We start from the raw sequence: 21,994 nt of genomic DNA, 5'->3' as shown, positions 1-21,994 counted from the left end.
CGCCCCCTCCGCCGCGGCCACGGCCGCCGCGCCCTGGACGGCCTCCGGGTGCGCGTGGGTGACCTCCGCGGTGCGGATCGCCGTCCCCGCGGCCTCCCCGGGCCGTCCGGCCAGCGCCGCGCCCAGCGGCGCGACCCGCATCGCCGCCCCGTTGCCGTGCGAACCCTCGCCGCCGAAGCTGCCGCGCGCCTCGGCCCGCCAGTCGGCGCCCGACCCGACCCTCTCCAGCAGCTCCAGGGTGTTGGCGCCGTAGCGGCGATCCACCGACAGCCGCTCCGCGAACTCGGCGGCCAGCAGGTCCTGGTCGACGCGACGGTTCTCCGCCAGGTGCAGCACGACGGTGCAGGCCATCTCGGTGTCGTCGCTCCACGCCCAAGGCGCCTGGGGCACCGGGTCGGCGTGCCTGGAGAGGAAGTACGCCGGAGCGAAGAACCGGTCGCCGAAGGCGTCGCCGACGGAGAGCCCCACCAGGGACGAGAAGGCGCGTTCGAGGTCCAAGGCGTCGAGCGGTCGCGGATGCATGCCCCGAATCTAGGGCGCGTTCGTCCCGCGATCACCGGGTTTCCCGAATTCCACGAGGCCGGCGATCCGCAGAACCTCCACGACAGGGTCCCCGGCCCGGAGCGCGCGTCCGCGCCGGGGGTTTTCTCCCTGCTCCCAGGGGCAGGTCCAGGAGAGGGATGGAGTGATGGAGATCGATCCGGCGGCCATCTTCGACGCGGCGCCGACACCGCTGGCACTGATATCGCCCGATCTGACCCTCGTCGCGGTCAACCGGGCGTACGAGCAGCTGATGGGCTGCACACGCCAGGAGATCACCGGCCGCGACGCGCTCGAGGTGCTCGAGGCCTTCCACGGCGGTTCCACCGGCGAGACGGTCCAGGCGGTGCGGCACTCGATGGAGTGGGTGATGGCCGAGAAGCAGAGCGACTTCCTGCCGGTGCGCCGCTACGACGTGGCGGATCCCGCCAGGCCGGGGGCCCTGCAGGAGCGGTACTGGAACATCACCCACGCCCCGCTGCTGGATGAGAAGGGCACGGTCATCGGAATCCTGGCCCACGTCCAGGACGCGACCGCCCTCGTTCGGCAGCAGCGCGAACTCCAGGGGGCGCCGCCGCCCGACGGGAGCTTCCTGACGCACACGGCGGCCATCGAAGCCCATCTGGAAGCCCAGGCCGGCCGGGTGTACGAGATCAACCAGCTGCTGCACCAGACCCACATCCAGGACCAGCAGGCGCTCGAAGTGCTGCGCGGGGCGGTGCAGCAGCAGCGCGAGGCGCTCACCGACGCCTCCCACGACCTGCGCGGCCCGCTCACCGGCCTGCTGACACGCCTGCAGGACGCCCTTGACGACCCTGACGCCGATCCCCGCCAGGTGCTGGGAGCCGCCCTGCACGACGCCGAACGGCTCAGCGACATCGTCAGCGACCTGTTGGAGCTGGCACGCCTGGAGGCCGGCGTCCCCGTCCCGACCGAGCCGGTCAACCTGGCCCGTCTGGTCAGGGGCGAGCTGAGCCGCCTCACTCCCGAGATCACCACCGCCACCCGGCTGGACCCGGGGATCGTCGTGGACGGCTCTCCCGTCCGGCTGGCCCGCCTGGTCGCCAACCTGCTGGCCAACGCCCAGCGCCACGCCCGCTCCCGCTTGGAGGTGACGGTCGGCGCGGACGGCGATCATGCGGTGCTGGAGGTGAGCGACGACGGCCCGGGCATCCCCGACGAGGACAAGGAGGCGGTCTTCCGCCGCTTCTACCGCCGCGCCGACGCCCGCCGCAGCGACCCCGGCGGCACCGGCCTCGGGCTGCCGATCTCCCGGCAGATCGCCCAGACCCACGGCGGCACCCTGCACGTCTCCGACCGCCCCGACGACTCCCCCGGCGCCCGTTTCGTCCTGCGCCTCCCTCTCTCCGGTGCCGACGGGGATCGTTGACCCGTACCACCGTCCCCTCTCCGACGGCCGACCGCCCGGGTTCATCCTGGTTCAGGCCGACCCGGTTCGGACTGGGCGCCGCAAGTCGACCTGTCGCCGCGCCGCACACCGGTCCGGCGCCCCCGGGTTCCGGGGCGCCGGACCGCTTCACACCCGGTGCAGGTTCCTGATCGGCCGTGTCGCCAGCAGCGCGACACAGACCGCGACGCAGGCGCCCGCCGAGACGAACAGCAGGATCCGCGGCTCGACGGCCTCGGAGACCGGTCCGACCAGGGCCTGACCGACCGCGGCGCCGGAGACCGAACCGGCGACCTCGTAGGCGGTCACCCGGTTCAGCACCTGCTGGGCGACCTGGGTCTGGACGCTGGTCGCCCACATCACCGACCAGAACGCCCAGGCGCAGCCGCCCAGGAGGTGCCCGGCCATCAGCAGCGGCAGCGGCAGTTCCAGCGCCGTCGAGAGCGGGATGAAGGTGAAGCCGGAGATCGCGAGGCCGCCCGCCGCCAGCGGCCGCACCGGCCTCAGCTTGATCGCGATCAGCCCGCCGACGACCGTGCCGGTGCCGAGCCCGGCCATCACCCAGCCGTAGGCGGACTCGCCCAGCCGCTCGCCGATCAGCTGTGAGCTCAGCGGGATGTAGGGGCCGAAGACCAGCATCCCGAAGAACACCCAGATCACGATCACCGACCACATCCAGGTGCGGGAGCTGAACTCCGTCCAGCCGCGCCGCAGGTCGAGCAGGATCGTCGTGGACTGCTGCGGGCCGCCCGCGGGGCGGGCCCGGATCAGCGCGAGGCACAGCCCGCTGAAGGCGAAGGTCGCGGCGTTCAGCGAGTAGACCACGCCCGCGCCGGTGAACGCCATGAGCACGCCGGCCAGTGCCGGTCCGGCGAGCTGCGACCCCGCGTCGGCGATCTTGAGGGTGGCGTTGGCCCGCTGCCGGTCCTGCGCGATCAGCGGGATCATGCCGTTGACACCCGGCTGGAACATCCCGGCCGCGACGCCCGCGAGGGACGAGCAGGCGAGCAGCAGCCACAGCGGCGGCGTCCCGGTCAGGAAGGCCACCGCGACGGCGCTCTGGGTCGCCACCCGGACGACGTCGGCCGCGATCATCACGGTCCGGGCCCCGATCCGGTCGGCGAAGACCCCGCCGAAGACGACGAAACCGACGGCCGCCATCGTCCACACCGCCAGGACGTACCCGACGCCCGAGACCCCGTAGATCTTCCCCACGGCCAGCGCGGCGGCGACCTGCATCATCGCGTCGCCGAGCAGCGAGACCGAACGCGCTCCGAAATACAGGGTGAAATCCCTGGTCCACAGCCTGGACGGAGCCTCCAGACCGGCTTCGCGGCCGACGACCGCGGTCATTTCCCGAACTCCATGCCGGTCATTCTGGGCAAGATCGCCACGGCCTACAGGTGTCCGGAATGACATCATCGGATACATTCCTGCCATGAGGCATCGCGTGGTCGCCCTGGTCGGATCCCCGCTGGAGCTCTACCCCGTGACCTGCGCGTCCGCCGTGTTCGGCTGGCACGGCGAGGAGATCCCCCAGCACTACGACTTCCGCATGTGCGCCGAGCGGCCGGGGCCGGTCCGCACCACGCTCGGCGCCGACGTGCTGGTCGAGCAGGGACTGGCGGCCCTCGCCGAGGCCGACACGGTGCTCATCGCGGGATGGTGCTCCCGGCCGGACTCCCCCGCGGTACTCGAAGCGGTCCGGGACGCCCACGCACGGGGCGCCCGGATCGTCGCGGTCTGCGAGGGGGTCTGGATCCCGGCCGCGCTCGGCCTGCTGGACGGCCGGCGCTCCGCCGCGCACTGGGACCTGGAGGAAGAGCTCTCCGCTGCCCATCCGCGGGTCAGGTTCGACTCCAAGGTCCTGTACGTGGACCACGGCGACGTGGCCACCGCGGGCGCCTCGGCCACGGCCATGGACCTCTGCCTCAACCTGGTCCGGAGCGATCACGGCGCGGCGCTGGCGGCGCGGATCGGCCGCCAGTTCGCCGCCCCGCCGCTGCGCGAGGGCGGCCAGCGCCAGTTCCCCGAGCTGCCGACCAGAGGCCCCGTCCCCGACTCCCTGGCCCCCCTGCTGGAGTGGATTACCGCACGGCTGGACCGGCCGCTGACCGTCGAGGACATCGCGGCCCGCTCCGGAGTCTCACCGCGCACGCTCAGCCGCCACTTCACCGAGCAGCTCGGCGTCTCCCCCGGCCGCTGGCTGCTGGAACGCCGCATCGCCACGACCCGCGCCCTCCTGGAGGAGACCGACCTCCCGGTCGAGACCATCGCCCAGCGCGTGGGCCTCTCCTCCGCGGTCAACCTGCGCCGCCGCTTCCACAACGCCCTCCGCACCACCCCCACCGCCTACCGGAACTCCTTCCGCTGATCCCCCCGCTCACCGGGGAGGTTCTGGCCTGCGCATGTCCGATTACCTCGATCGCAGGTCGAGAGCCCGGTTCGACCCCGTTTGGGAGGATCGGTTGCTGACGGCGGCGGTCGCCGAAGTGAAACAGGGACGGCTCGCCGCGGCCGTCGAACTGCTCACGGCGTCGAACGACCCGGCGCAGCGGACATTGCGGTGCAGTGTTCTCTCAGACGTCCTCGAGCCGCGCCTGGAGGAACTGGGGACTCCCGAGGATCCGCACGTCCTGCTGCTGGTCGGAGCCGCCCGCGTCGACCGTGCCTGGAGATTCCGGGGCGGCTCCTACGCCCGATACACCAGTGGCGAGCAATTCCGCAGGTTCCATGCGGAATTGAAGAATGCCGCCCCACTGCTGCAGCGCGCCGCGGAACTCCTGCCCGACGATCCATCCCCCTGGAGCGAACTCCAGTGGCACGGCATCGGCAGCCGACTGCCGCGCCCCGAACTGGACGGCATCTGGCACGAGTTGCGCCGCCGCGATCCCAGGTCGTTCAACGGCACTTACGGTCGCGTGCAGGCGATCTCGGAAAAGTGGTACGGAAGACCGGGCGAGTCGGCGGCGTTCGCGGAGGAACTGCTGAACTCCGCGGAACCGGGACACCCCGTCACCGCGATCGCGGCCGCGGCCCATCTGGAGATCGCCTGGCGTCGGCTCGACGACACCGAAGAGCCTTCCTCCCAAGTCCTGCGCGAGTATTTTCGCGCGCCATCGGTGAACGTCCTCATGCGCGAAGCATCCGACCTATGGGCACAGCGATCCCGCCCGCACCCGCAGGACCGCAAGGCCCACCACCTGCTCGGAGCCGTCCACTACTTCGGCGGCGACCTCGAGCGTGCCCGTTTCCACCTCTCCCACGCGGGCGACAGCCTGCCCAAGAACCTGCCCTGGAGCGTCGCCTCGACGTTTCCCGGACGGTACTACGCCAAGGTCCAGCGGGAACTCGAGCTCTGAGGAGTCCGGGAATGAAGGACCATTGCGTACCCTGCCGCTTTCAAGGACGCAGTGCTAGATCCCGTCGAGCAGGCTTCCGATCCCGCGGAACAGACCCCGCAAGAGCCCACCCGCAGTTTGCCCCGCCAGCTCGGCACCGCCTTCGGCGATGGCCTCACCCAGATCGCCATAATCATTCTTGCGCTTCTTGGCGCGGCGCTTACGCTTCCAGAATCCCACTCTCGATGAGATGCGTCCTGCCCCGTCACGGTTCGTCTCCTCAAGAACGGTCTCACCGGATAACGAGGACCGATGCATGATGAAACCGATCAGGTTCGTTGCCTCCATGGAGGACGGGCTGAACTTCTACCGCTATCTGCCGGGTGCTGAGCCGCCGCATCGACGCCTGACCGAGCCGGGGCCCGACACCCGGCCGACCGCCGATGGGCCGTGCGCGGCACGACCGTCCCCGCCAGTGGCCGTGACGTCCACGTCGTGAGGCCCCGGCTGGTCGGGGCCGATGCGGTGTCAGGCCGTGTCGGGCAGGGCGGCCAGGATGCGATAGGTGTTGCTGCGGCGGCTGAGGAGCCCCAGCGTCCAGTCCGCGAGAAGCCCTACCGGCATGACGGGTACCGCCAGCGCCAGGAGGATCAGGCGGAGCAGGCGGTCGCCCGGGTGAGGGCGGCGCGGTGACCAGGGCCGGTCGACGGGCGGGTGCAGGTTCCCCGCCAGGAGACCGGGCGCCCACACGAAGTCTTGGCCCAGCCGGGCCCGGCGGCGGTGGACGGCCACAATGGTGAATCCGCGGTCCTGCAGCGCCCGGGTGAGGTTCGCCTCGGGAGCGAAGTGCAGGTGCTGGGGCTGCATCCAGGAGAACCAGTAGCGGCCCAGCAGCCGGGCGGGCAGGCACTGGGGGTCGGGTACCTCGATGAGCAGGTGGCCGCCGGGCCGCAGCACCCGGGCCGCCGTGTCCAGTTGCCGGTGCTGGTCGGCAGTGTGTTCCAGGTAGTGGTGCATGCTGACCACGTCGTAGCTGCCGGCCAGCTCCTCGGCCCGTTGCGGGAACGTCCCCTGGTAGGCGTGGTGGATCCAGCCCAGCTTCTGCGCCTTGAGCACGCTTTCGCTCTGGTCCAGGCCGTCGAAGCGGACGTTCGGCCATACCTGCCGAGCGCTGCGGCAGAAGTGGCCGTGTCCGGTGCCCACGTCCAGCCAGGTGCGCGGTTCGGTCCCCGGCGGCAGCATCCGCGCGCGCCGGAGGTAGGCCCTGCACAGGCCGGCGGAGTCCATGACGCGGTCGCAGAGCTCGGCGCCCAGCCCGTCGTAGAAGTCCCGGTAGTAGAACTCCAGACCCGCCTCGTTCAGGCACGGATTCTGGAAGACGTGCCCGCAGTCGGCGCACCGCTCCAGGGTGAAGCGGCCGGGCTTGTGCTGCACGAACTCCGGGCTGTGCAGGAGCACCCTGATCCGTGTCGACGCGCACCACGGGCAGTCGGTACGGCGCGGCTGCAGGAAACGCTCCACCCCCTGGGCCAGATCGGCCTGATACCGCCGCCGATCAGCCTCGCTGTCCTTGGCCCTCACCGATCGCCCCCGTTGCCCGCACGCCGACCTGCCGACCGATGCCCCCGCAGAACCAACACCGAGAGTAGCGAATCCGAACCGAGAGTCATACGACATCGGCGGGGAACGGACCCCGCGTCCGGGCTCAGGAGGGCCTCTAGGTTCTGGATCACCACGCCCTGGATGCGGTGCCCGCGGGCCGGTCCCGGCTGCAGCGCGCGGACGTGCCGGGCGGCCGTGTCCCGGTCCGGCCCGGCCGTTCCGGCGTGCGGTTCGGCCAGCGGCCGATGTGCTCTCCGGAGGCCGGCCGACGACGGAGGCGGTACGGTCGGGAACGTTCCAAGGGGTCGGGCCGGGACCGGCGGTGGGATCCGAGGAGCATCGGCTCACAGGAGGTTCGCCGTCTTCAGAGCCATGCGGGCCACCGGACGACGCATCAGGGCGGGTATCGAGGCCTCCCCGGTCAGATAGCTCTCGGCCATGTGCCAGACCGGGGGGATCCGGGTCAGCACCGTGTGGAACAGGTCGGGGTGCTTGGTGAGCAGGTTCATCAGCTGCCTGGACGCCGCCATCTCCGCCCCCAGGACCGAGATCACCGTCTGCGTGTAGTCGCTGCAGACCCGCCGGACGACCGCGGCGTCCCCGGCTTCGGCGATCTCCGCCGCGGCCCTCCCGGCCCAGGCGCCCGAGCGCAAGGCGAACGAGATGCCCTCGCGGGACCACGGGTCGCACAGTCCGGCCGCGTCGCCCGCGACCAGGACACGCCCCTTCGCCAGAGGCGAGTGAGCGTGCCGGCACCTGGTCAGATGCCCGGTGTCGTGCACCGCGCCCTCTCTCGTCAACCCGTAGCGGTCGAGGAAGGCGTCCATGTAGGCCCTGGTGGCCGCGCCCTGCCCGCGCGCGGCCACCACACCCGCGGTGCAGATGTCGCCCTTGGGGAAAACCCACCCGAACGACCCGGGAAGCGGCCCCCAGTCGATCAGCATGCGCCCGCGCCATTCGGAGGCCACTTCGGGCACCACCGGGGCCTCGATCTCCAGCGCCAGGTCGACCTGCTCGCAACTCACTCCCACGTACCGGGCCACCCTGCTCGCGCTGCCGTCGGCCCCGACCAGCGAACGCGCACGCACCAGCTCCCCGGTGTCGGTCCACGCCGACACCAGGCCGTCCTCCTCCCGGACGACCTTCAAGGCCGTACCGTCGCGCACCATGGCGCCCGCGTCGGCCGCGGCCTCGGTCAGCGCGGCGTCCAGTTCGTCACGGAACACCATCTTGCACAGCGGCCCCTTGCGGGAGCGGAACGTCCGCAGCCTGCGCCCGCTCTGGCCGAAGGTGATCGAGTCGATCTCGTCATGGACCGTGATCGGCACGCCGTCGGGCAGCGCGGCCTGCGAGAACCCGATCAGGCCGCCGCCGCAGGCCTTGTACCGGGGGATCGCGAAACGCTCCAGGAGCAGGACACGGCATCCCGTCTCCGCGGCGACGCGGGCCGCACCGGCACCGGCCGGACCGGCACCGACGACCACGACGTCCCACACCTCTCCCCCACCGGCTCGAGTCGTGGACATCGCCTTGCCTCCTCGGCGTAGTGCGCCCGTTCGCACACCCGGGCCCGCATCGTCGGACAGACGATCCCCGGTGACACAACGAGAAAACTCGCTGGTCAGTGACCACATCTTTATCTCAAAGTAATCGAATAATTACCTAAAGTAACAATCCTTCGCCGGGCCGAGCGCTGACGGTGAGGGGCTTTTGACCCGAGCCCGCCCGAACACCCACCGTTGTTCACGCACGGCGGCTGAAGCGCATCATGGAAGGACCTGAGCGACCATCCGAGATCCCGGACACCGAAAGAGCAGCCCATATGCCACGCATCGCCACCGCCGAGCGCGTCGACCGCGCCGCGCTGCTGGAGTTCCTCAGCACCCGCCACCGCGGCCTGCTCGCCACCGCCCGCTCCGGCGGAAGCCCGCAGATGTCCCCCGTGAGCTGCGGCGTGGACGACGAGGGCCGCATCGTCGTATCGACCTACCCCGACCGCGCCAAGGCCCGCAACGCCCGGCGCGACCCGGCGGTGTCGATCTGCGTGCTGTCCGACGACTGGGACGGCCCCTACGTCCAGGTCGACGGCCGCGCCGAGGTCCTGGACATGCCCGAGGCGCTCGAAGGCCTCGTCGAGTACTACCGCTGCATCGCCGGAGAGCACCCCGACTGGGACGACTACCGTCAGGCCATGGCCCGCCAGAACAAATCCCTCATCCGCATCACCATCGACCGCTGGGGCCCGATCGCCACCGGCGGCTTCCCTCCCCGCCTCTCCGCGTCCTGAACACGACGCCACCGCAGACCCGTTGCGGCCCGCCGAGGGGGCGGACCGCAACAGGTCTCAGCCGGTGATGAGGCCTCTCTGAAGGGCCTTCACCAGGCGGCGGGGGACCCGGATGGACCGTCCGTCGACCTGGGCGTCGACCAGCTCCGGGCGCGGGGCCTTCCACCGGGCGCGGCGGGTTCGGGTTCTGGCGCGCGACTTCTTGCGTTTGGGTACGGCCATGGCGGGCTCCTTACCAGCTCGATTTGGTGACGCCGGGAAGTTCGCCGCGATGGGCCATCTCCCGGAAGCGCACGCGGGAGAGGCCGAAGCGGCGCAGGTGTCCGCGGGGTCGGCCGTCGACGGCGTCCCGGTTGCGCAGGCGGGTGGCGCTGGCGTCGCGGGGCTGCCTGTTCAGCTCGCGCATGGCCGCGGTCTTGATGTCCGGCGACGTGCGGGGGCTGGAGATGATGCGTTTGAGCTCCGCGCGGCGTGCGGCGTGCCGGGCGACGACGAGCCTGCGCCGGTCGTCGGCGGCGATCTTGCTCTTCTTGGCCATCAGATCTTCTCTCCTCGGGCGCGGATGCGCCGCACGGCGGCCTCGATGCCGATCTTGTCGACGGTCTTGATGCCGCGGGCCGACAACTTCAGCCGCACCGTGCGGTTCTCACTGGGCAGGAAGTAGCGCTTGGTCTGGATGTTGGGGTCGAACCGGCGCGAGGTCCGCCGGTGGGAGTGGGAGACCCTCTTGCCGAAGGCGGGCTGGACCCCGGTCAGCTGGCAGCGGGCGCTCATGGGCGTGCTCCGTAGCGCCGCTGGAACCGCTCGACCCGTCCCGCGGTGTCCAGGGTGCGGCTGCGGCCGGTGTAGAAGGGGTGACTGGCCGAGGACACGTCGACGTCGATGACGGGATAGGTGTTGCCGTCCTCCCACTCGACCGTCTTGTCGCTGGTGGCGGTGGAGCGGGTGAGGAAGGCGAAGCCGGCGGAGGCGTCGCGGAACACCACCGGCCGGTAGTCGGGGTGGATGCCGGGTTTCACTAGCGGTCCTCTCGGTAGAGCATGTGCTCGCGCACGATCGGGTCGTACTTGCGCAGGGTCAGGCGGTCGGGGTTGTTGCGGCGGTTCTTGCGGGTCACGTAGGTGTGTCCGGTTCCGGCGGTCGATCGCAGTTTGATGACGGGGCGCAGCTCGTTGCGGGCCATGGTCGGTCCTCTCCTCGGTGGGCTGTGCCATCATAATGAAAACGATTATCATTTCAAGTGAGGTGCTCCCATGTCCGTACCCGTCGTCCTGGTGGCCGGGCTGCACGGGCCCGCGCGGGCCGCGCTCGTCGACCGGCTGCTGCGCGAGCATCCGCGCGCCGAGGTGATCCACCACGATCTGCGCCGCGTCTCCGACGGCGAGGTCGTGCGGATCGTCCGGGACGCCCACGGCGCCATCGACCGGACCGAGGTGCGGCTCGCGCACGGCTGCGTCTCCTGCACCGTGCGCGATGACCTGCTGCCCGAACTGCTGCGCCGCGCGGCGTTCGCGGCACCGCTGGTGGTGGACCTGTGGGACTGCGTGGAACCGCGCACGGTCGCCGAGGCCATGGACTGCGCGGCGATGGACGGCTCGGTGCGGCTCACCGCCGTCCTGACCGCGCTGGACGCCGAGCACATGCCGGCCGACCTGTGCCGGGGGGACCTGCTGCGCGAGGCGGGCAGGTCGGGCTCGGCCGGCGACGGCCGCTACCTGGCGGAGGTCCTGGCCCGGCAGATCGAGTACGCCACCGCCCTGGTCCTGCCCGAGCTCATGCCCGCACCGCTGCCCGGCGTCCCCGCCGAGGACCTCAACCTGTGCCGGGAGATCCTCTCCCACCTGGCGCCGACCACCCCGCTGACCGTCACCACCGGGCCCCTGCCGCCGGTGACCGGCCCCGGGCTGTGCCCGGCGGACCTGGCCGCGCGGGTCGACCCGGCCACCGCCGTCCTGCCGTGCGAGGTGCACACCGACGGCATCGACACCGTCGTGTGGCGGGACCGCCGCCCGCTGCACCCCGCCCGGTTCTTCGACACCGCCGACACCCTGGCCGCCGAGACCGTCCGCAGCCGCGGCCGGTTCTGGCTCGCCAACCGCCCGGACCGCATGATCGCCTGGGACGCCGTCGCCGGAGTCGTCGGCATCGAGGACGCCGGAGCCTGGCTCGCGGCCCTGCCGGCCGCCGAACGCGACCGGCTGCCCGCCGCCAGGGCCCTGGCCGCCGACCTCGACTGGAGCCCCGAGCACGGCGACCGCGTCCAGCACCTGGTCTTCACCGGCCCCGACCTGGACCGCGACCGCATCCACTCCCTGCTGGAGTCCTGCCTGCTCGCACCAGGCGAGTCACCCGACCCCGCCGACGACCCCTTCGCCCCCTTCCTCGATCTCAAGGAACCCGCATGAGCCGTCTTCGTCCGGACGGCGTTGCCGCAGATCGGTTGCGGCACCGGAAGCTTCAGGGATGGAGATCGGCCGTTCCCGGCTCGCGAACCGCAGCGGGGTCAGCGCGCCCGCATCCTCCACAAGAACCGCGTCGATGGGGCGCGGCGTGGTCTCCATGGTCCGAGTGGCGGGGCAGCGGGGAATTAAATTTTTGCAGACACCGCATTTTTGCATACTATGCAACGCGTGAGAGAGAAGGATGCCGCCGAGGGCGGGCTGCGGGAACGCAAGAAGCGGGCCACGCGTGCTGCTCTCGTGGAGGCCGCGGTGCGGCTGGCGGCGGAGCACGGTGCGGAGAACGTCACCGTTGAGGCGATCAGCGAGGCGGCGGGCGTCTCTCCGCGCACGTTCTTCAACTACTTCGACGCCCGGGATGACGTGTTCGTCATGATCGGTGCGGAGTCGAGCACCAGGATCCGGAGGGGCGTGCTCGAAGCGCCGTCCGGGCTCTCCCCCTTGGAGGCGCTGCGCGAGGCCATGGCCGCGGAACTGGCGGAGGTCGAGCAGGAGCACGAGCTGTGGAGCCTCCACGCCGAGGTGCTGCGCAGCTCGCCGCACCTCCTCGTCCGCGGCCTCTGCGTCCACATGGCGGATGAGATCGAGCTGGCCGAGACGCTCGCCGAGCGCGTCGGATCGCGTCCAGGCGGCCGTGCGGAGGACTCCGGGGAAGAGGACGGGCAGCGGCGCCCGGCGCTCGACCTCTATCCGCGGCTGCTGGCGGCCGTCGGGTCGACGGCCGTCCGGGTCGCCGTCGAGCACTGGTGCGCGCGGCAGGACGAACTCGTCTTCACGGACGTCTTCCGTGAAGTGTTCGAGCAGCTGGCCGCCGGGCTGCCCGCGCCGTCCGAAGACGTCGGGCGGCGCTGAAAGAAGCACCACCATCCCCGCACGTCGTCGTGTGTCGCGTTCCAGGCGCCCGCGCGTGCGTGAAATCCCCTAGAACTTGAGAGATATGCAGTGAACACATCAACGGCGCCCGAGCAGGCGTCACCCGCGCCCATGTCCGAACGACAGATACTCCAGGCCATGTCCGGTCTGATGGCGGGCATGTTCGTCGCCATCCTGGCCGGCACCGTGGTCGCCAACGCGCTGCCCCGGATCATCGCCGACCTGGGGGCCGGGCAGTCCTCCTACACCTGGGTCGTCACCGCCGAACTGCTGGCCATGACGGCGACGGTGCCGCTGTGGGGCAAGCTGGCGGACCTGTACAACCAGAAGCTGCTGCTCCAGCTCTCCCTGGGCATGTTCGTGATCGGCTCGCTGCTGGCGGGGTTCTCCCATGAGGTGGGCCTGCTCATCTTCAGCCGGGTGGTGCAGGGCATCGGCGCGGGCGGCCTCACCGCCCTCGCCCAGGTCGTGATGGCGGCGATCATCCCGCCCCGCCGCCTGGGCAAGTACGCCGGCATCTTCGGCGCCGTCTTCGCCGTCGGCACCGTGGCCGGGCCGCTGATCGGCGGCCTCATGGTGGACACCTCGTGGCTCGGCTGGCGCTGGTGCTTCTTCATCGGCGTCCCGTTCGCGCTGCTGGCCATCGTGCTGCTGCAGCGCACGCTGAAGCTGCCCACCGTCCGCCGCGAAGTGAAGATCGACTACCTGGGCGCCTTCCTGATCGTCGCGGGCGTCTGCGCGCTGCTCATCTGGGTCTCGCTGGCCGGCAACCAGTTCGACTGGGCCTCCTGGCAGACCGCGGCCCTGACCGGCGGAGGCGTGGCGCTGCTGGCCGCCGCCGTCTACGTCGAGTCGCGGGTCGCCGAGCCGGTCATCCCGCTGGACATCTTCCGCAACCGCACCGTGACGCTGACGACCGTCGCGAGCCTGCTGGTCGGTGTGGCCATGTTCGGCGGCACCGTCTTCCTCTCGCAGTACTTCCAGATCTCCCTGGGCAAGTCCGCGACGGTCGCGGGCCTGATGAGCCTGCCCATGATCATGGGTCTGCTGGTCTCCTCCACGGTCGCCGGGCAGCTCATCAGCAAGACCGGCAAGTGGAAGGTCTACCTCGTGGCGGGAGCCGCCCTCATGACCGTGGGCCTCGGCCTGCTGTCCACGATCGGTGCCGACACCCACTTCGGGCTGCTCAGCCTCTACATGGCGGTCCTCGGCGTCGGCGTCGGCCTGCTGATGCAGAACCTGGTGCTGGCCGCGCAGAACGACGTCCCCGCGGCCGAGCTGGGCGCCGCGACCTCGGTGCTGTCCTTCTTCCGCAGCATGGGCGGCACCATCGGCACCAGCGTGCTCGGTGCGATCCTGGCCAACCGCGTCGCGACCGAGATCACCAAGAGCCTGGAGGCGTCGGGCGTCCCGGCGGGCGCCGGCCAGGCCGCCGGCCACGGCGTCCCGGACATGACGACGCTGCCCGCGCCGATGCGCGCCATCGTGGAGCACGCCTACGGGGTCGCCACCGCCGACCTCTTCCTCGTCGCCACGCCCTTCGCGCTGCTCGCCCTGATCGTCGTCCCCTTCATCAAGGAGAAGCCGCTGAAGACCACCAGCGGCATGGAGCGGCTCGCCGAGGAGAGCGGCGGCACGGCGGCCGGACCCGCGGACGCCTCCGCCCCGCTCGCCGGCGCCGTCGCGAAGACCAGTCCCGACGCGTCGGCTCCCTGAGCCGACCAGAAGCGGAGGCGGGTCTCTCCGGCCCGAAGCATGTGCTTCGGGCCGGAGAGACCCGCAATGCCATGTGATCGCCTAAGAAACCGGTGGACAGCCGGTGGCACACGGTGCCACCCGGGAGAACCCGAGTCATCCCGGAGGCCGGGCGAGCCTGGCGGCCCCGGCGGCGAGGCCGTCCGGTGGTGCGGTGAGTTCATTGCCGTGCGCTGAGCCTTCGCAAAGAGGGAACGGGGAAGTGCGCGAGTAAGGATCGCGAAGACCGGGGAGCCGCAGTGGAGACCATGCCGTCGCTGGAGGACCGTGCCGATTTCACCGACGCCGATCGGGGGTTCGTCGGCACGGTGCCGGAGGGGCGGATCAAGGACGGTTCGGGGCGGGTCGTGTGGGACTTCGCGGCCTCCGCCTTCCTGGACGGTCCGTGCCCGGACACCGCGCATCCGAGTCTGTGGCGGCAGTCGCAGCTGGCGGCGAAGCACGGCCTGTACCAGGTGACGCACGGGATCTACCAGGTGCGCGGGTTCGACCTGTCCAACGTCACGTTCGTCGAGGGCGAGCGCGGCGTGATCGTGGTGGACCCGCTGCTGTCGGTGGAGACCGCGGCGGCCGCGCTGGCGCTGTACCGCGAGCACCGGGGCGACCGGCCGGTGACGGCCGTCCTCTACACCCACTCCCACGCCGACCACTTCGGCGGCGTGCGCGGCGTGGTGGACGAGGGCGCGGACGTCCCGGTCATCGCCCCGGCGGGCTTCCTGGAGCACGCCGTGGCCGAGAACGTCTACGCCGGCACCGCCATGAACCGCCGGTCGATCTACATGTACGGCGCCGAGCTCGGCCGCGGCCCCGAAGGGCAGATCAGCGCGGGCCTGGGCGTGACGACGTCCACCGGCACCATCTCGCTCATCGAGCCGACCGTCTCGATCGCCGTGACCGGGCACGAGGAGACGGTCGACGGGGTGCGGATCGTCTTCCAGCTCACTCCGGGCACCGAGGCCCCCGCCGAGATGAACTTCTACCTGCCGGACCGGCGTGCGCTGTGCATGGCGGAGAACGCCACCCACAACCTCCACAACATCCTCACGCTGCGCGGCGCGCTGGTACGCGACCCGCGTGTGTGGGCCCGCTACCTGACCGAGGCGATCGGCATGTTCGCGGCCCGCTCCGACGTCCTGTTCGCCTCGCACCACTGGCCGACCTGGGGCACCGAGGAGCTGTCGGGGTTCTTGTCGCAGCAGCGCGACCTGTACGCCTACCTGCACGACCAGACGTTGCGCATGCTCAACCAGGGCATGACCGGCCCGGAGATCGCCGAGTCGATCGAGCTGCCGCCCGCCCTGGCACGGGCCTGGCACGCCCGCGGCTACTACGGTTCGGTCTCCCACAACGTCAAGGCCGTCTACCAGCGGTACATGGGCTGGTTCGACGGCAACCCCGCCCACCTGTGGGAGCTGCCGCCGGAGGAGTCGGCGCGCAGGCACGTGGAGTTCATGGGCGGCCGGGAGTCGATCCTGCCCAAGGCCAGGGCCTCCTTCGAGGCGGGCGACCTGCGCTGGACCGCCCAGGTCCTCAACTACCTCGTCTTCGCCAATCCCGGCGACACCGAGGCGCGCGAGATGCTCGCCGACGTCTACACGCGTCTGGGACACGGCAGCGAGAACGGGACATGGCGGAACTTCTACCTCCAGGGCGCGGCCGAGCTACGGGGCAACAAGCCCGCCAACACCCTCGACAGCGCCAGCCCCGACGTCATGCGGGCCCTCAGCACCGAGCAGATCTTCGACACCCTGGCCATCCGCGTCAACGGCCCGCGCGCCTGGGACACCCGCCTGACGATCGACTGGATCCTCACCGACCTCAAGGAGGAGGTCCGGCTCAGCCTCGCCAACGGCGTCCTCACCCAGAGCTCCCACCACGCGGGCGCCGTCGCCGACCTGACCCTCACGATGACCAAGCCGCAACTCCTCGGCGTCATCACGACCGGAAGCCTCGACGGAGTCCACGCCGACGGCGACCCCGGCGTCTTCACCACCCTGCTCGGCCTTCTCGACGAGCCCGACCGCGATTTCGACATCGTCACGCCCTGACGGCGGCGGGACTTCCCGAATAAAGCCCGCATACCGGGACTCCCCGCGATACCGAGGGATTGTTGTCAGCGGGCCAGGGCGATGACGGCCGGGACGGTCAGGGCGAGCGGCAGGCCCAGGAACAGCGCCGCGGCACCGCCGGTCCAGGCGGCCGCGCGCTGCTGGGCGGCGGTGGCCCCCTCGTCCGCCAGGGCGGCTCGCATATCGGCGTAGTACTTGCCCTTGTCAGGGACCGCCATGGAGACGACCGGCCAGTAGAGCAGCCCGGCGAGCGTCACCACGACCATCGCGGCCCAGGAGGCGCCCACCGCGTCGGCGAGCAGCACGCCCAGAACCGCCACGGCGAGGAAGCCGGCCGCGGAGGCCAACTGCAGGCCGAGCGCGAGCAGCGCGGCGCGGAGGGCGCTGCCGCGGGCCACCGGCACCAGCGGGCGCCACAGCACGGTGCGGAAGCGGCCTCTCTGGACGTGGCCCCAGCAGAGCAGGAACAGCAGGCTGCAGACCAGCGCTATCGCCATCAAGGTCTCGGACACCCATCACATTCTGGGTCAGATCCCCACGACCCGCGCCTGCTTCGGTGGTCACCCGGCGTGGGGCGGGGTGGTGAGGCGGAGGCCGGGGAGGGCGTCGAAGGGGATCACCGCCTCGTACAGGCGGGTGTAGCCCGTGTGGACGATGCGCCAGACGCCGTCGTCGCGGCGGTAGCGGTCGGAGTAGTAGGCGGCGCCGCGGATCATGGTGCCGAAGCCGGTGGCCAGGACGGTGTCCTCCAGGCACCAGGTCGCCTCGGCGGTGTCGCCGTCGACGGTGATCTCCGGGTGGTGGCAGACGTGGACCGTGGTGATGTCGGGGCCGATCGCACCGCTCATGTAGCCGACGATCGCGTCACGGCCGGTGAAGCGCAGCGGCCCCTGCCCCACCTGCGAGCCGTAGTCGGCGGTGGCGTCGGGGGCCAGGGTGTCGGCGAACTCGTCCCAGCGCTTGAGGTCGAGCGTCCTCAGGTACCGGTACTTGAGCCGCTGGATCTCCTCCACCGCCACCAGGCGGGCTGTTGTCACGTCCATGGACGAAAAGTAGAACGTGTTCTCATTCGAGGCAAGGGCCGGTTCCCGCCGCGCCCGCCGGGAGGCGTGGTTTTCCGTCTTCGGCCCCGGGTAGAACACGCCGAGTAACCGATGACCCATCAAGCCCGGGCTTCCTTGCCGGGCGCGGCCTCACCACGACGGTCCCGGGCACGGGCGGACGCGCGGCACGTCGGCGGCCGCGGGGTGCGACCCGGGGGGGGCGAGAAGGTGGCGGGAACGGAAACGATGGACGCCTTCGTGATGAGGCGCATCGGCGAAGTCGGTTTTATGGAAAAGCCCGTTCCGGACGGGCCGGAGCCGACCGGGGCGATCGTCCGGACGACGTGCGCGCTCGTCTGCACCTCCGACACGCACACGGCGGCGGGCGCGATCGGTGATCGCGTGAATCTCACGCTCGGGCATGAGGCGGTCGGCGTCGTCCACCGGCTGGGAAGCGCCGTGCGGGGCTACCAGGTGGGCGACCGTGTCGCGGTGAACGCCATCACGCCGGACTTCCACTGCGCCAACTGCCAGCGCGGCTACCCGTCGCAGTGCCAGGAGATGCTCGGCGGGTGGAAGTTCGCCAACACCAAGGACGGGGTCTTCGCCCCCTACTTCCATGTGAACGACGCGGAGGCCAACCTCGCTCCCATTCCGGACTCCCTCCCGGACGACAAGGCCGTCTACGCCTGCGACATGATGTCGACGGGCTTCGCCGCCGCCGAGAACGCGGCCATCCCCATCGGCGGGACCGTCGCGGTGTTCGCGCAGGGCCCCGTAGGCCTGATGGCCACGGTCGGCGCCCGGCTCCTGGGCGCGGGTCTGGTCATCGCGGTGGAGAGCGCACCGGACCGGATCGAGCTCGCCGAGCATTTCGGCGCCGACGCGATCGTGGACTTCACCCGTACCGACCCGGTCGAGGAGATCCGCCGGCTCACCGGAGGCGTCGGCGTCGACTCCGCCATCGAGGCGCTCGGCAGCCAGAACGCGTTCGAGGGGTGCGTGAAGGCCACCCGGCCGGGCGGGACGATCTCGAACGCCGGCTACCACGGAGAAGGCGAGTACGTCCGCATCCCCCGGCTGGAATGGGGTGTGGGGATGGGCGACAAGACGATCCGGACCACCCTGTGCCCCGGCGGCAAGGAGCGCATGTCGCGCCTCTTCCGCCTGCTGGAGACGGGCCGCGTCGACCCGACCCCCCTGACCACCCACACCTTCGACTTCTCCGACATCGATACCGCCTTCGCGATGATGCGGGACAAGACCGACGGGATCATCAAGCCCCTGATCCGCTTCCCCGCCTGACCCCGCCGGCTTCAGAGCCGCTCCGGCGGACGGGGCCGGCTGTCCCGTCGCGGCGCCGGACTCCTTTACAGTCAAGGGTGACTGTGAGATGGTCCTTTTCGCAGTCAGTCATGACTGTGAAGGGAGAGGGATGTCCAAGCGGGAGGAGCAGCGGGCCGCGACGCGGGCCCGGATCGTGGAGGCGGCGGCCGACTCGCTGGTCGAGGCGGGCACCGCGGCGACCACGACCGTGGAGGTGCAGCGGCGGGCCGGAGTGAGCCGAGGCGCGCTGCTGCACCACTTCGCCACCCACGAGGAGCTGTTCGGCGCGGCGGTCGGCCGCCTGGTGCAGCGCAACGAGGAGGCGGTGCGGGAGGAGCTGGACGCGGTGCCCGCCACGGGAGACCCGCTGCTGCGGGCGCTGCGGGTGCTGCGCGCAGTGCTGCGGCGGCCGTCGTTCGGCGCGGAGCTGGAGCTGTGGGCGGTGGCCCGCACCAACCCGTCGTTGCGGCAGGTGCTGCGCCGCGCCGAGGGAGCCGCCCGCCGCGACCTGTACCGGGTGGTCGACGAGCTCCTCGGCCCGGAGATCACCCAGTCGCCGGGCTATCCGCTGGTCGGCGAACTGACCGTGCAGCTGCTGCTCGGCCTGGCGATCTCCGACGTGCTCCACCGCGAGGACGCCGACCGCGACCGGCTCCTGGAGCAGTGGGCCCTGGTGGCCCGCCCCCTGCTGGCCGCCCCCGCGCCGCCCCGCCCCGAGACGCCCCCAAGGAGGCATGATGAGTGAAGAACGGCCGCCGACGGTCCTGTACGAGGTGAAGGACCGCAAGGCGTACCTGACGCTCGACCGGCCCGACCGGCTGAACGCGATCGACTTCCACATGCCCGGCGACCTGGCGGCCGCGGTGAAGCGCGCCAACGCCGACCCGCGGGTGCACGTGATCGTGCTGCGGGGCGCGGGCCGGGCGTTCTGCAGCGGCTACGACCTGAAGATCTCCGCCGAGGACGGCCAGGGCACCCAGGGATCGGCCGGCGGCGACCCGGTGTGGGACCCGATCAAGGACTTCGCGGTGATGAAGCAGTTCACCGACGACTACTTCTCGCTTTGGCGCTCCCTCAAGCCCACCATCGCCCAGGTGCACGGCTTCGCCGTCGCCGGAGGCAGCGACATCGCCCTGTCGTGCGACCTGGTGGTGATGGCCGAGGACGCGAAGATCGGGTACATGCCCGCCCGGGTGTGGGGGTGCCCCACCACGGCCATGTGGGTGTACCGGCTGGGCGCCGAACGCGCCAAGCGCATGCTGCTGACCGGCGACACCATCGACGGCCGCACCGCCGCCGAGTGGGGGCTGGTCCTGGAGGCGGTCCCCGCGGACGGCCTTGCGGCGCGCGTGGAGGAGCTGGCCGACCGCATGGCGGGCGTGCCGATCAACCAGCTCGCCATGCAGAAACTCATGATCAACCAGGCTTACGACAACATGGGCCTGCACGGCACCCAGATCCTGGCGACCCTCTTCGACGGCATCACCCGGCACTCGCCCGAAGGCCGCTGGTTCCAGGAGTTCGCCGCCGCTCACGGCTTCCACGAAGCGGTCGAGTGGCGCGACTCGGGCCGCTGGATCCCCGAAGGCGGCGGCCCCGTCCCCACCCGCGAAGACCTGGAGAGGTGAGCACGATGACGACGCATCAGGTGACGAATCAGGTACCGCCGCTGGACGGATACGACGCGGCCGACCAGCCGGTGATCCTGGAGGCGCTGCGCCGCGAGGGCGCCGAGCACGCGCTGGAGGAACTCCACGAGGTGGGCGTGCTCGCCGGGAGCCGGGAGATGCAGGAACTCGGAGACCTGGCCGAGGCCCACCCGCCGGTCCTGCACACCCACGACCGGTACGGGCACCGCATCGACGAGGTCGCCTACGACCCGAGCTACCACCGGCTGATGGCGCACGCCGTGGGGTTCGGACTGCACGGAGCGCCGTGGGCGGACACCCGGCCGATGCCGCACCTGGTGCGCGCGGCGAAGATGAGCGTCTGGGGCCAGGTCGACGCCGGCCACGGCTGCCCCATCTCGATGACCTACGCCGTCGTCCCGGCCCTGCGCGCCGCCCCCGAACTGGCCGCGCAGTACGAGCCCCTGCTGTGCTCGTCGGAGTACGACCCGGGGCTGCGCCCGCCGCTGGCCAAGCGCGGGCTGATCGCCGGCATGTCGATGACCGAGAAGCAGGGCGGCTCCGACGTGCGCGCCAACACCACCACGGCCCGGCCGGCGCCGGACGGGACGTACCGGATCACCGGCCACAAGTGGTTCACCTCGGCGCCGATGTCGGACGTGTTCCTGGTGCTGGCGCAGGCGCCCGGCGGGCTGTCGTGCTTCTTCGTCCCCCGGGTGCTGCCCGACGGGACCCGCAACACCTTCGCGTTGCAGCGCCTGAAGGACAAGCTCGGCAACCGCTCCAACGCCAGCAGCGAGGTCGAGTACGACGACACCGTCGGCTGGCTCGTCGGGGAGGAGGGCCGCGGCGTGCCGACCATCATCGAGATGGTCAACCTCACCCGGCTCGACTGCACCGTGGGCTCGGCCGCGGCGATGCGCACGGGCGTGGCGGCCGCCGTCCACCACGCCGTCCACCGCAGGGCGTTCGGCGCCCACCTGGTGGACCAGCCGCTGATGCGCAACGTCCTGGCCGACCTGGCGGTGGAGGCCGAGGCCGCCGCCACCGTCGCCCTGTGGCTGGCCGCCCTCACCGACGAGGCGGTCTCCGGCGACGAGCAGGCCGGCCTGCTGCGCCGCATCTCCCTGGCCGTCAGCAAGTACCACGTGTGCAAGCGCGGCCCGATCCACGCGGCCGAGGCACTGGAGTGCCTGGGCGGCAACGGGTACGTCGAGGACTCCCGGATGCCCCGCCTCTACCGCGAGGCACCGCTGATGTCGATCTGGGAGGGCTCGGGCAACGTCGCCGCCCTCGACACCCTGCGCGCGCTGGCCAAGCAGCCCCAGACCCTGGAGGTGTTCTTCACCGAGGTCAAGCGGGCCGCCGGAGCCGACCGGCGCCTCGACGCCGCGATCACCCGCCTCGAAGGCCAGTTCGGCGACTTCGACACCATGCAGCACCGCGCCCGCAGCGTCGTCGGCCAGATGGCGCTCGTCCTCCAGGGCTCGCTGCTGGTCCGCCACGGCCACCCCGCCGTCGCCGACGCCTTCGCCGCCAGCCGCCTCGACGGCGACCGCGGCGACGTCTTCGGCACCCTGCCCACCGGCCTCGACCTCGCCCCCATCATCGACCGCGCCACCCCCAAGCTCGAGAGCCGACCGTAGGAGACCGCAATGACAGA

General features: G+C 71.2%; 24 protein-coding genes. 12 read left to right on the top strand and 12 right to left on the bottom strand.

The features are described from left to right. Positions 1 to 522 (bottom strand): ADP-ribosylglycohydrolase family protein (locus ABD140_RS32570; RefSeq protein WP_344245424.1); only part of this gene is annotated, 522 nt, incomplete at its 3' end. A 166-nt stretch (positions 523 to 688) separates the two neighbouring features. On the opposite strand from ABD140_RS32570, the gene ABD140_RS32565 reads away from it, so the two are divergent. Further along, positions 689 to 1,930: a PAS domain-containing sensor histidine kinase gene (locus ABD140_RS32565; protein ID WP_344245422.1), complete on the top strand. Its 1,242-nt coding sequence runs from the start codon at positions 689 to 691 to the stop codon at positions 1,928 to 1,930. A 147-nt stretch (positions 1,931 to 2,077) separates the two neighbouring features. Here ABD140_RS32565 and ABD140_RS32560 read toward each other — a convergent pair whose 3' ends face one another. Continuing rightward, entirely contained in the window at positions 2,078 to 3,301 is a 1,224-nt protein-coding gene (locus ABD140_RS32560; protein WP_344245420.1) for an MFS transporter, read from the bottom strand. An 85-nt stretch (positions 3,302 to 3,386) separates the two neighbouring features. Here ABD140_RS32560 and ABD140_RS32555 point away from each other — a divergent pair, with 85 nt between their 5' ends. Together ABD140_RS32555 and ABD140_RS32550 are read left to right on the top strand one after the other, a co-directional pair. Beyond that, on the top strand, positions 3,387 to 4,322 hold the full coding sequence (locus ABD140_RS32555) for a GlxA family transcriptional regulator (RefSeq protein WP_344245418.1): 936 nt from the start codon (positions 3,387 to 3,389) through the stop codon (positions 4,320 to 4,322). A 34-nt stretch (positions 4,323 to 4,356) separates the two neighbouring features. Then, complete coding sequence (locus tag ABD140_RS32550; protein WP_344245416.1) at positions 4,357 to 5,310, top strand: hypothetical protein; 954 nt, start codon at positions 4,357 to 4,359, stop codon at positions 5,308 to 5,310. 54 nt (positions 5,311 to 5,364) lie between these two features. Here ABD140_RS32550 and ABD140_RS32545 read toward each other — a convergent pair whose 3' ends face one another. The 3 genes from ABD140_RS32545 to ABD140_RS32535 all read right to left on the bottom strand — a co-directional run bounded on the left by ABD140_RS32545 (position 5,365) and on the right by ABD140_RS32535 (position 8,417). Continuing rightward, the gene (locus tag ABD140_RS32545) at positions 5,365 to 5,637 is read right to left on the bottom strand and encodes a hypothetical protein (protein ID WP_344245414.1); all 273 of its coding nucleotides are present in this window, start codon (positions 5,635 to 5,637) and stop codon (positions 5,365 to 5,367) included. Positions 5,638 to 5,817: 180 nt separating this feature from the next. Beyond that, positions 5,818 to 6,870, bottom strand: coding sequence for a class I SAM-dependent methyltransferase (locus ABD140_RS32540; RefSeq protein ID WP_344245412.1), 1,053 nt, complete (start codon positions 6,868 to 6,870; stop codon positions 5,818 to 5,820). Between the two features lie 365 nt (positions 6,871 to 7,235). Then, on the bottom strand, positions 7,236 to 8,417 hold the full coding sequence (locus tag ABD140_RS32535) for a geranylgeranyl reductase family protein (protein WP_344245410.1): 1,182 nt from the start codon (positions 8,415 to 8,417) through the stop codon (positions 7,236 to 7,238). Between the two features lie 296 nt (positions 8,418 to 8,713). Between ABD140_RS32535 and ABD140_RS32530 the strand changes: the two genes are divergently transcribed. Next, complete coding sequence (locus tag ABD140_RS32530; protein WP_344245408.1) at positions 8,714 to 9,178, top strand: PPOX class F420-dependent oxidoreductase; 465 nt, start codon at positions 8,714 to 8,716, stop codon at positions 9,176 to 9,178. A 57-nt stretch (positions 9,179 to 9,235) separates the two neighbouring features. Here ABD140_RS32530 and rpmF read toward each other — a convergent pair whose 3' ends face one another. Genes rpmF through rpmG form a run of 5 tightly spaced genes read right to left on the bottom strand, consistent with a single transcriptional unit; the run spans position 9,236 to position 10,361 of the window. Beyond that, positions 9,236 to 9,400: a 50S ribosomal protein L32 gene (rpmF, locus tag ABD140_RS32525; RefSeq protein ID WP_344245406.1), complete on the bottom strand. Its 165-nt coding sequence runs from the start codon at positions 9,398 to 9,400 to the stop codon at positions 9,236 to 9,238. A gap of 10 nt (positions 9,401 to 9,410) precedes the next feature. After that, positions 9,411 to 9,716: a 30S ribosomal protein S14 gene (gene rpsN, locus ABD140_RS32520; protein WP_344245404.1), complete on the bottom strand. Its 306-nt coding sequence runs from the start codon at positions 9,714 to 9,716 to the stop codon at positions 9,411 to 9,413. Further along, positions 9,716 to 9,952 carry a 50S ribosomal protein L28 gene (gene rpmB, locus ABD140_RS32515; protein ID WP_344245402.1) on the bottom strand — a complete coding sequence of 79 codons (237 nt, stop codon included), beginning with the start codon at positions 9,950 to 9,952 and terminating at the stop codon, positions 9,716 to 9,718. Before rpmB ends, rpsN begins: the two co-directional genes overlap by 1 nt. Next, positions 9,949 to 10,197: a type B 50S ribosomal protein L31 gene (locus tag ABD140_RS32510; protein ID WP_344245400.1), complete on the bottom strand. Its 249-nt coding sequence runs from the start codon at positions 10,195 to 10,197 to the stop codon at positions 9,949 to 9,951. The genes rpmB and ABD140_RS32510 overlap by 4 nt, the downstream gene beginning before the upstream one ends. Beyond that, a complete protein-coding gene (gene rpmG / locus ABD140_RS32505) occupies positions 10,197 to 10,361 on the bottom strand; it encodes a 50S ribosomal protein L33 (protein ID WP_344245398.1) in 165 nt (54 codons plus the stop codon). Before rpmG ends, ABD140_RS32510 begins: the two co-directional genes overlap by 1 nt. Positions 10,362 to 10,431: 70 nt before the next feature. Between rpmG and ABD140_RS32500 the strand changes: the two genes are divergently transcribed. The 4 genes from ABD140_RS32500 (at position 10,432) to ABD140_RS32485 (ending at position 16,313) form a co-directional block, all read left to right on the top strand. Next, a complete protein-coding gene (locus tag ABD140_RS32500; RefSeq protein WP_344245396.1) occupies positions 10,432 to 11,583 on the top strand; it encodes a CobW family GTP-binding protein in 1,152 nt (383 codons plus the stop codon). Positions 11,584 to 11,808: 225 nt separating this feature from the next. Beyond that, positions 11,809 to 12,489 carry a TetR/AcrR family transcriptional regulator gene (locus tag ABD140_RS32495; RefSeq protein WP_344245394.1) on the top strand — a complete coding sequence of 227 codons (681 nt, stop codon included), beginning with the start codon at positions 11,809 to 11,811 and terminating at the stop codon, positions 12,487 to 12,489. A 159-nt stretch (positions 12,490 to 12,648) separates the two neighbouring features. Next, positions 12,649 to 14,226, top strand: a complete 1,578-nt coding sequence (locus ABD140_RS32490) for an MDR family MFS transporter (protein ID WP_344245392.1) — start codon at positions 12,649 to 12,651, stop codon at positions 14,224 to 14,226. A 287-nt stretch (positions 14,227 to 14,513) separates the two neighbouring features. Then, the gene (locus ABD140_RS32485; protein WP_344245426.1) at positions 14,514 to 16,313 is read left to right on the top strand and encodes an alkyl/aryl-sulfatase; all 1,800 of its coding nucleotides are present in this window, start codon (positions 14,514 to 14,516) and stop codon (positions 16,311 to 16,313) included. Between the two features lie 65 nt (positions 16,314 to 16,378). Here ABD140_RS32485 and ABD140_RS32480 read toward each other — a convergent pair whose 3' ends face one another. After that, positions 16,379 to 16,846: a hypothetical protein gene (locus tag ABD140_RS32480; RefSeq protein ID WP_344245390.1), complete on the bottom strand. Its 468-nt coding sequence runs from the start codon at positions 16,844 to 16,846 to the stop codon at positions 16,379 to 16,381. A 48-nt stretch (positions 16,847 to 16,894) separates the two neighbouring features. Then, positions 16,895 to 17,377, bottom strand: a complete 483-nt coding sequence (locus tag ABD140_RS32475) for a nuclear transport factor 2 family protein (RefSeq protein WP_344245388.1) — start codon at positions 17,375 to 17,377, stop codon at positions 16,895 to 16,897. A 288-nt stretch (positions 17,378 to 17,665) separates the two neighbouring features. Between ABD140_RS32475 and ABD140_RS32470 the strand changes: the two genes are divergently transcribed. From ABD140_RS32470 to ABD140_RS32455, 4 genes are all read left to right on the top strand, one after another. Further along, positions 17,666 to 18,682, top strand: coding sequence for an NAD(P)-dependent alcohol dehydrogenase (locus tag ABD140_RS32470; protein WP_344245386.1), 1,017 nt, complete (start codon positions 17,666 to 17,668; stop codon positions 18,680 to 18,682). Between the two features lie 130 nt (positions 18,683 to 18,812). Beyond that, complete coding sequence (locus ABD140_RS32465) at positions 18,813 to 19,448, top strand: TetR/AcrR family transcriptional regulator (protein WP_344245384.1); 636 nt, start codon at positions 18,813 to 18,815, stop codon at positions 19,446 to 19,448. Further along, positions 19,441 to 20,331 carry a crotonase/enoyl-CoA hydratase family protein gene (locus ABD140_RS32460; RefSeq protein ID WP_344245382.1) on the top strand — a complete coding sequence of 297 codons (891 nt, stop codon included), beginning with the start codon at positions 19,441 to 19,443 and terminating at the stop codon, positions 20,329 to 20,331. Before ABD140_RS32465 ends, ABD140_RS32460 begins: the two co-directional genes overlap by 8 nt. 5 nt (positions 20,332 to 20,336) lie before the next feature. Further along, on the top strand, positions 20,337 to 21,977 hold the full coding sequence (locus ABD140_RS32455; RefSeq protein ID WP_344245380.1) for an acyl-CoA dehydrogenase family protein: 1,641 nt from the start codon (positions 20,337 to 20,339) through the stop codon (positions 21,975 to 21,977). The last annotated feature ends 17 nt before the right edge of the window (positions 21,978 to 21,994 follow it).

This window comes from Actinocorallia libanotica (genome assembly GCF_039525175.1).
Lineage (GTDB): Bacteria > Actinomycetota > Actinomycetes > Streptosporangiales > Streptosporangiaceae > Actinocorallia > Actinocorallia libanotica.
The sequence above is the reverse complement of the archived record's forward strand: the minus strand, read 5'-3'. Positions and strand labels throughout refer to the sequence as shown.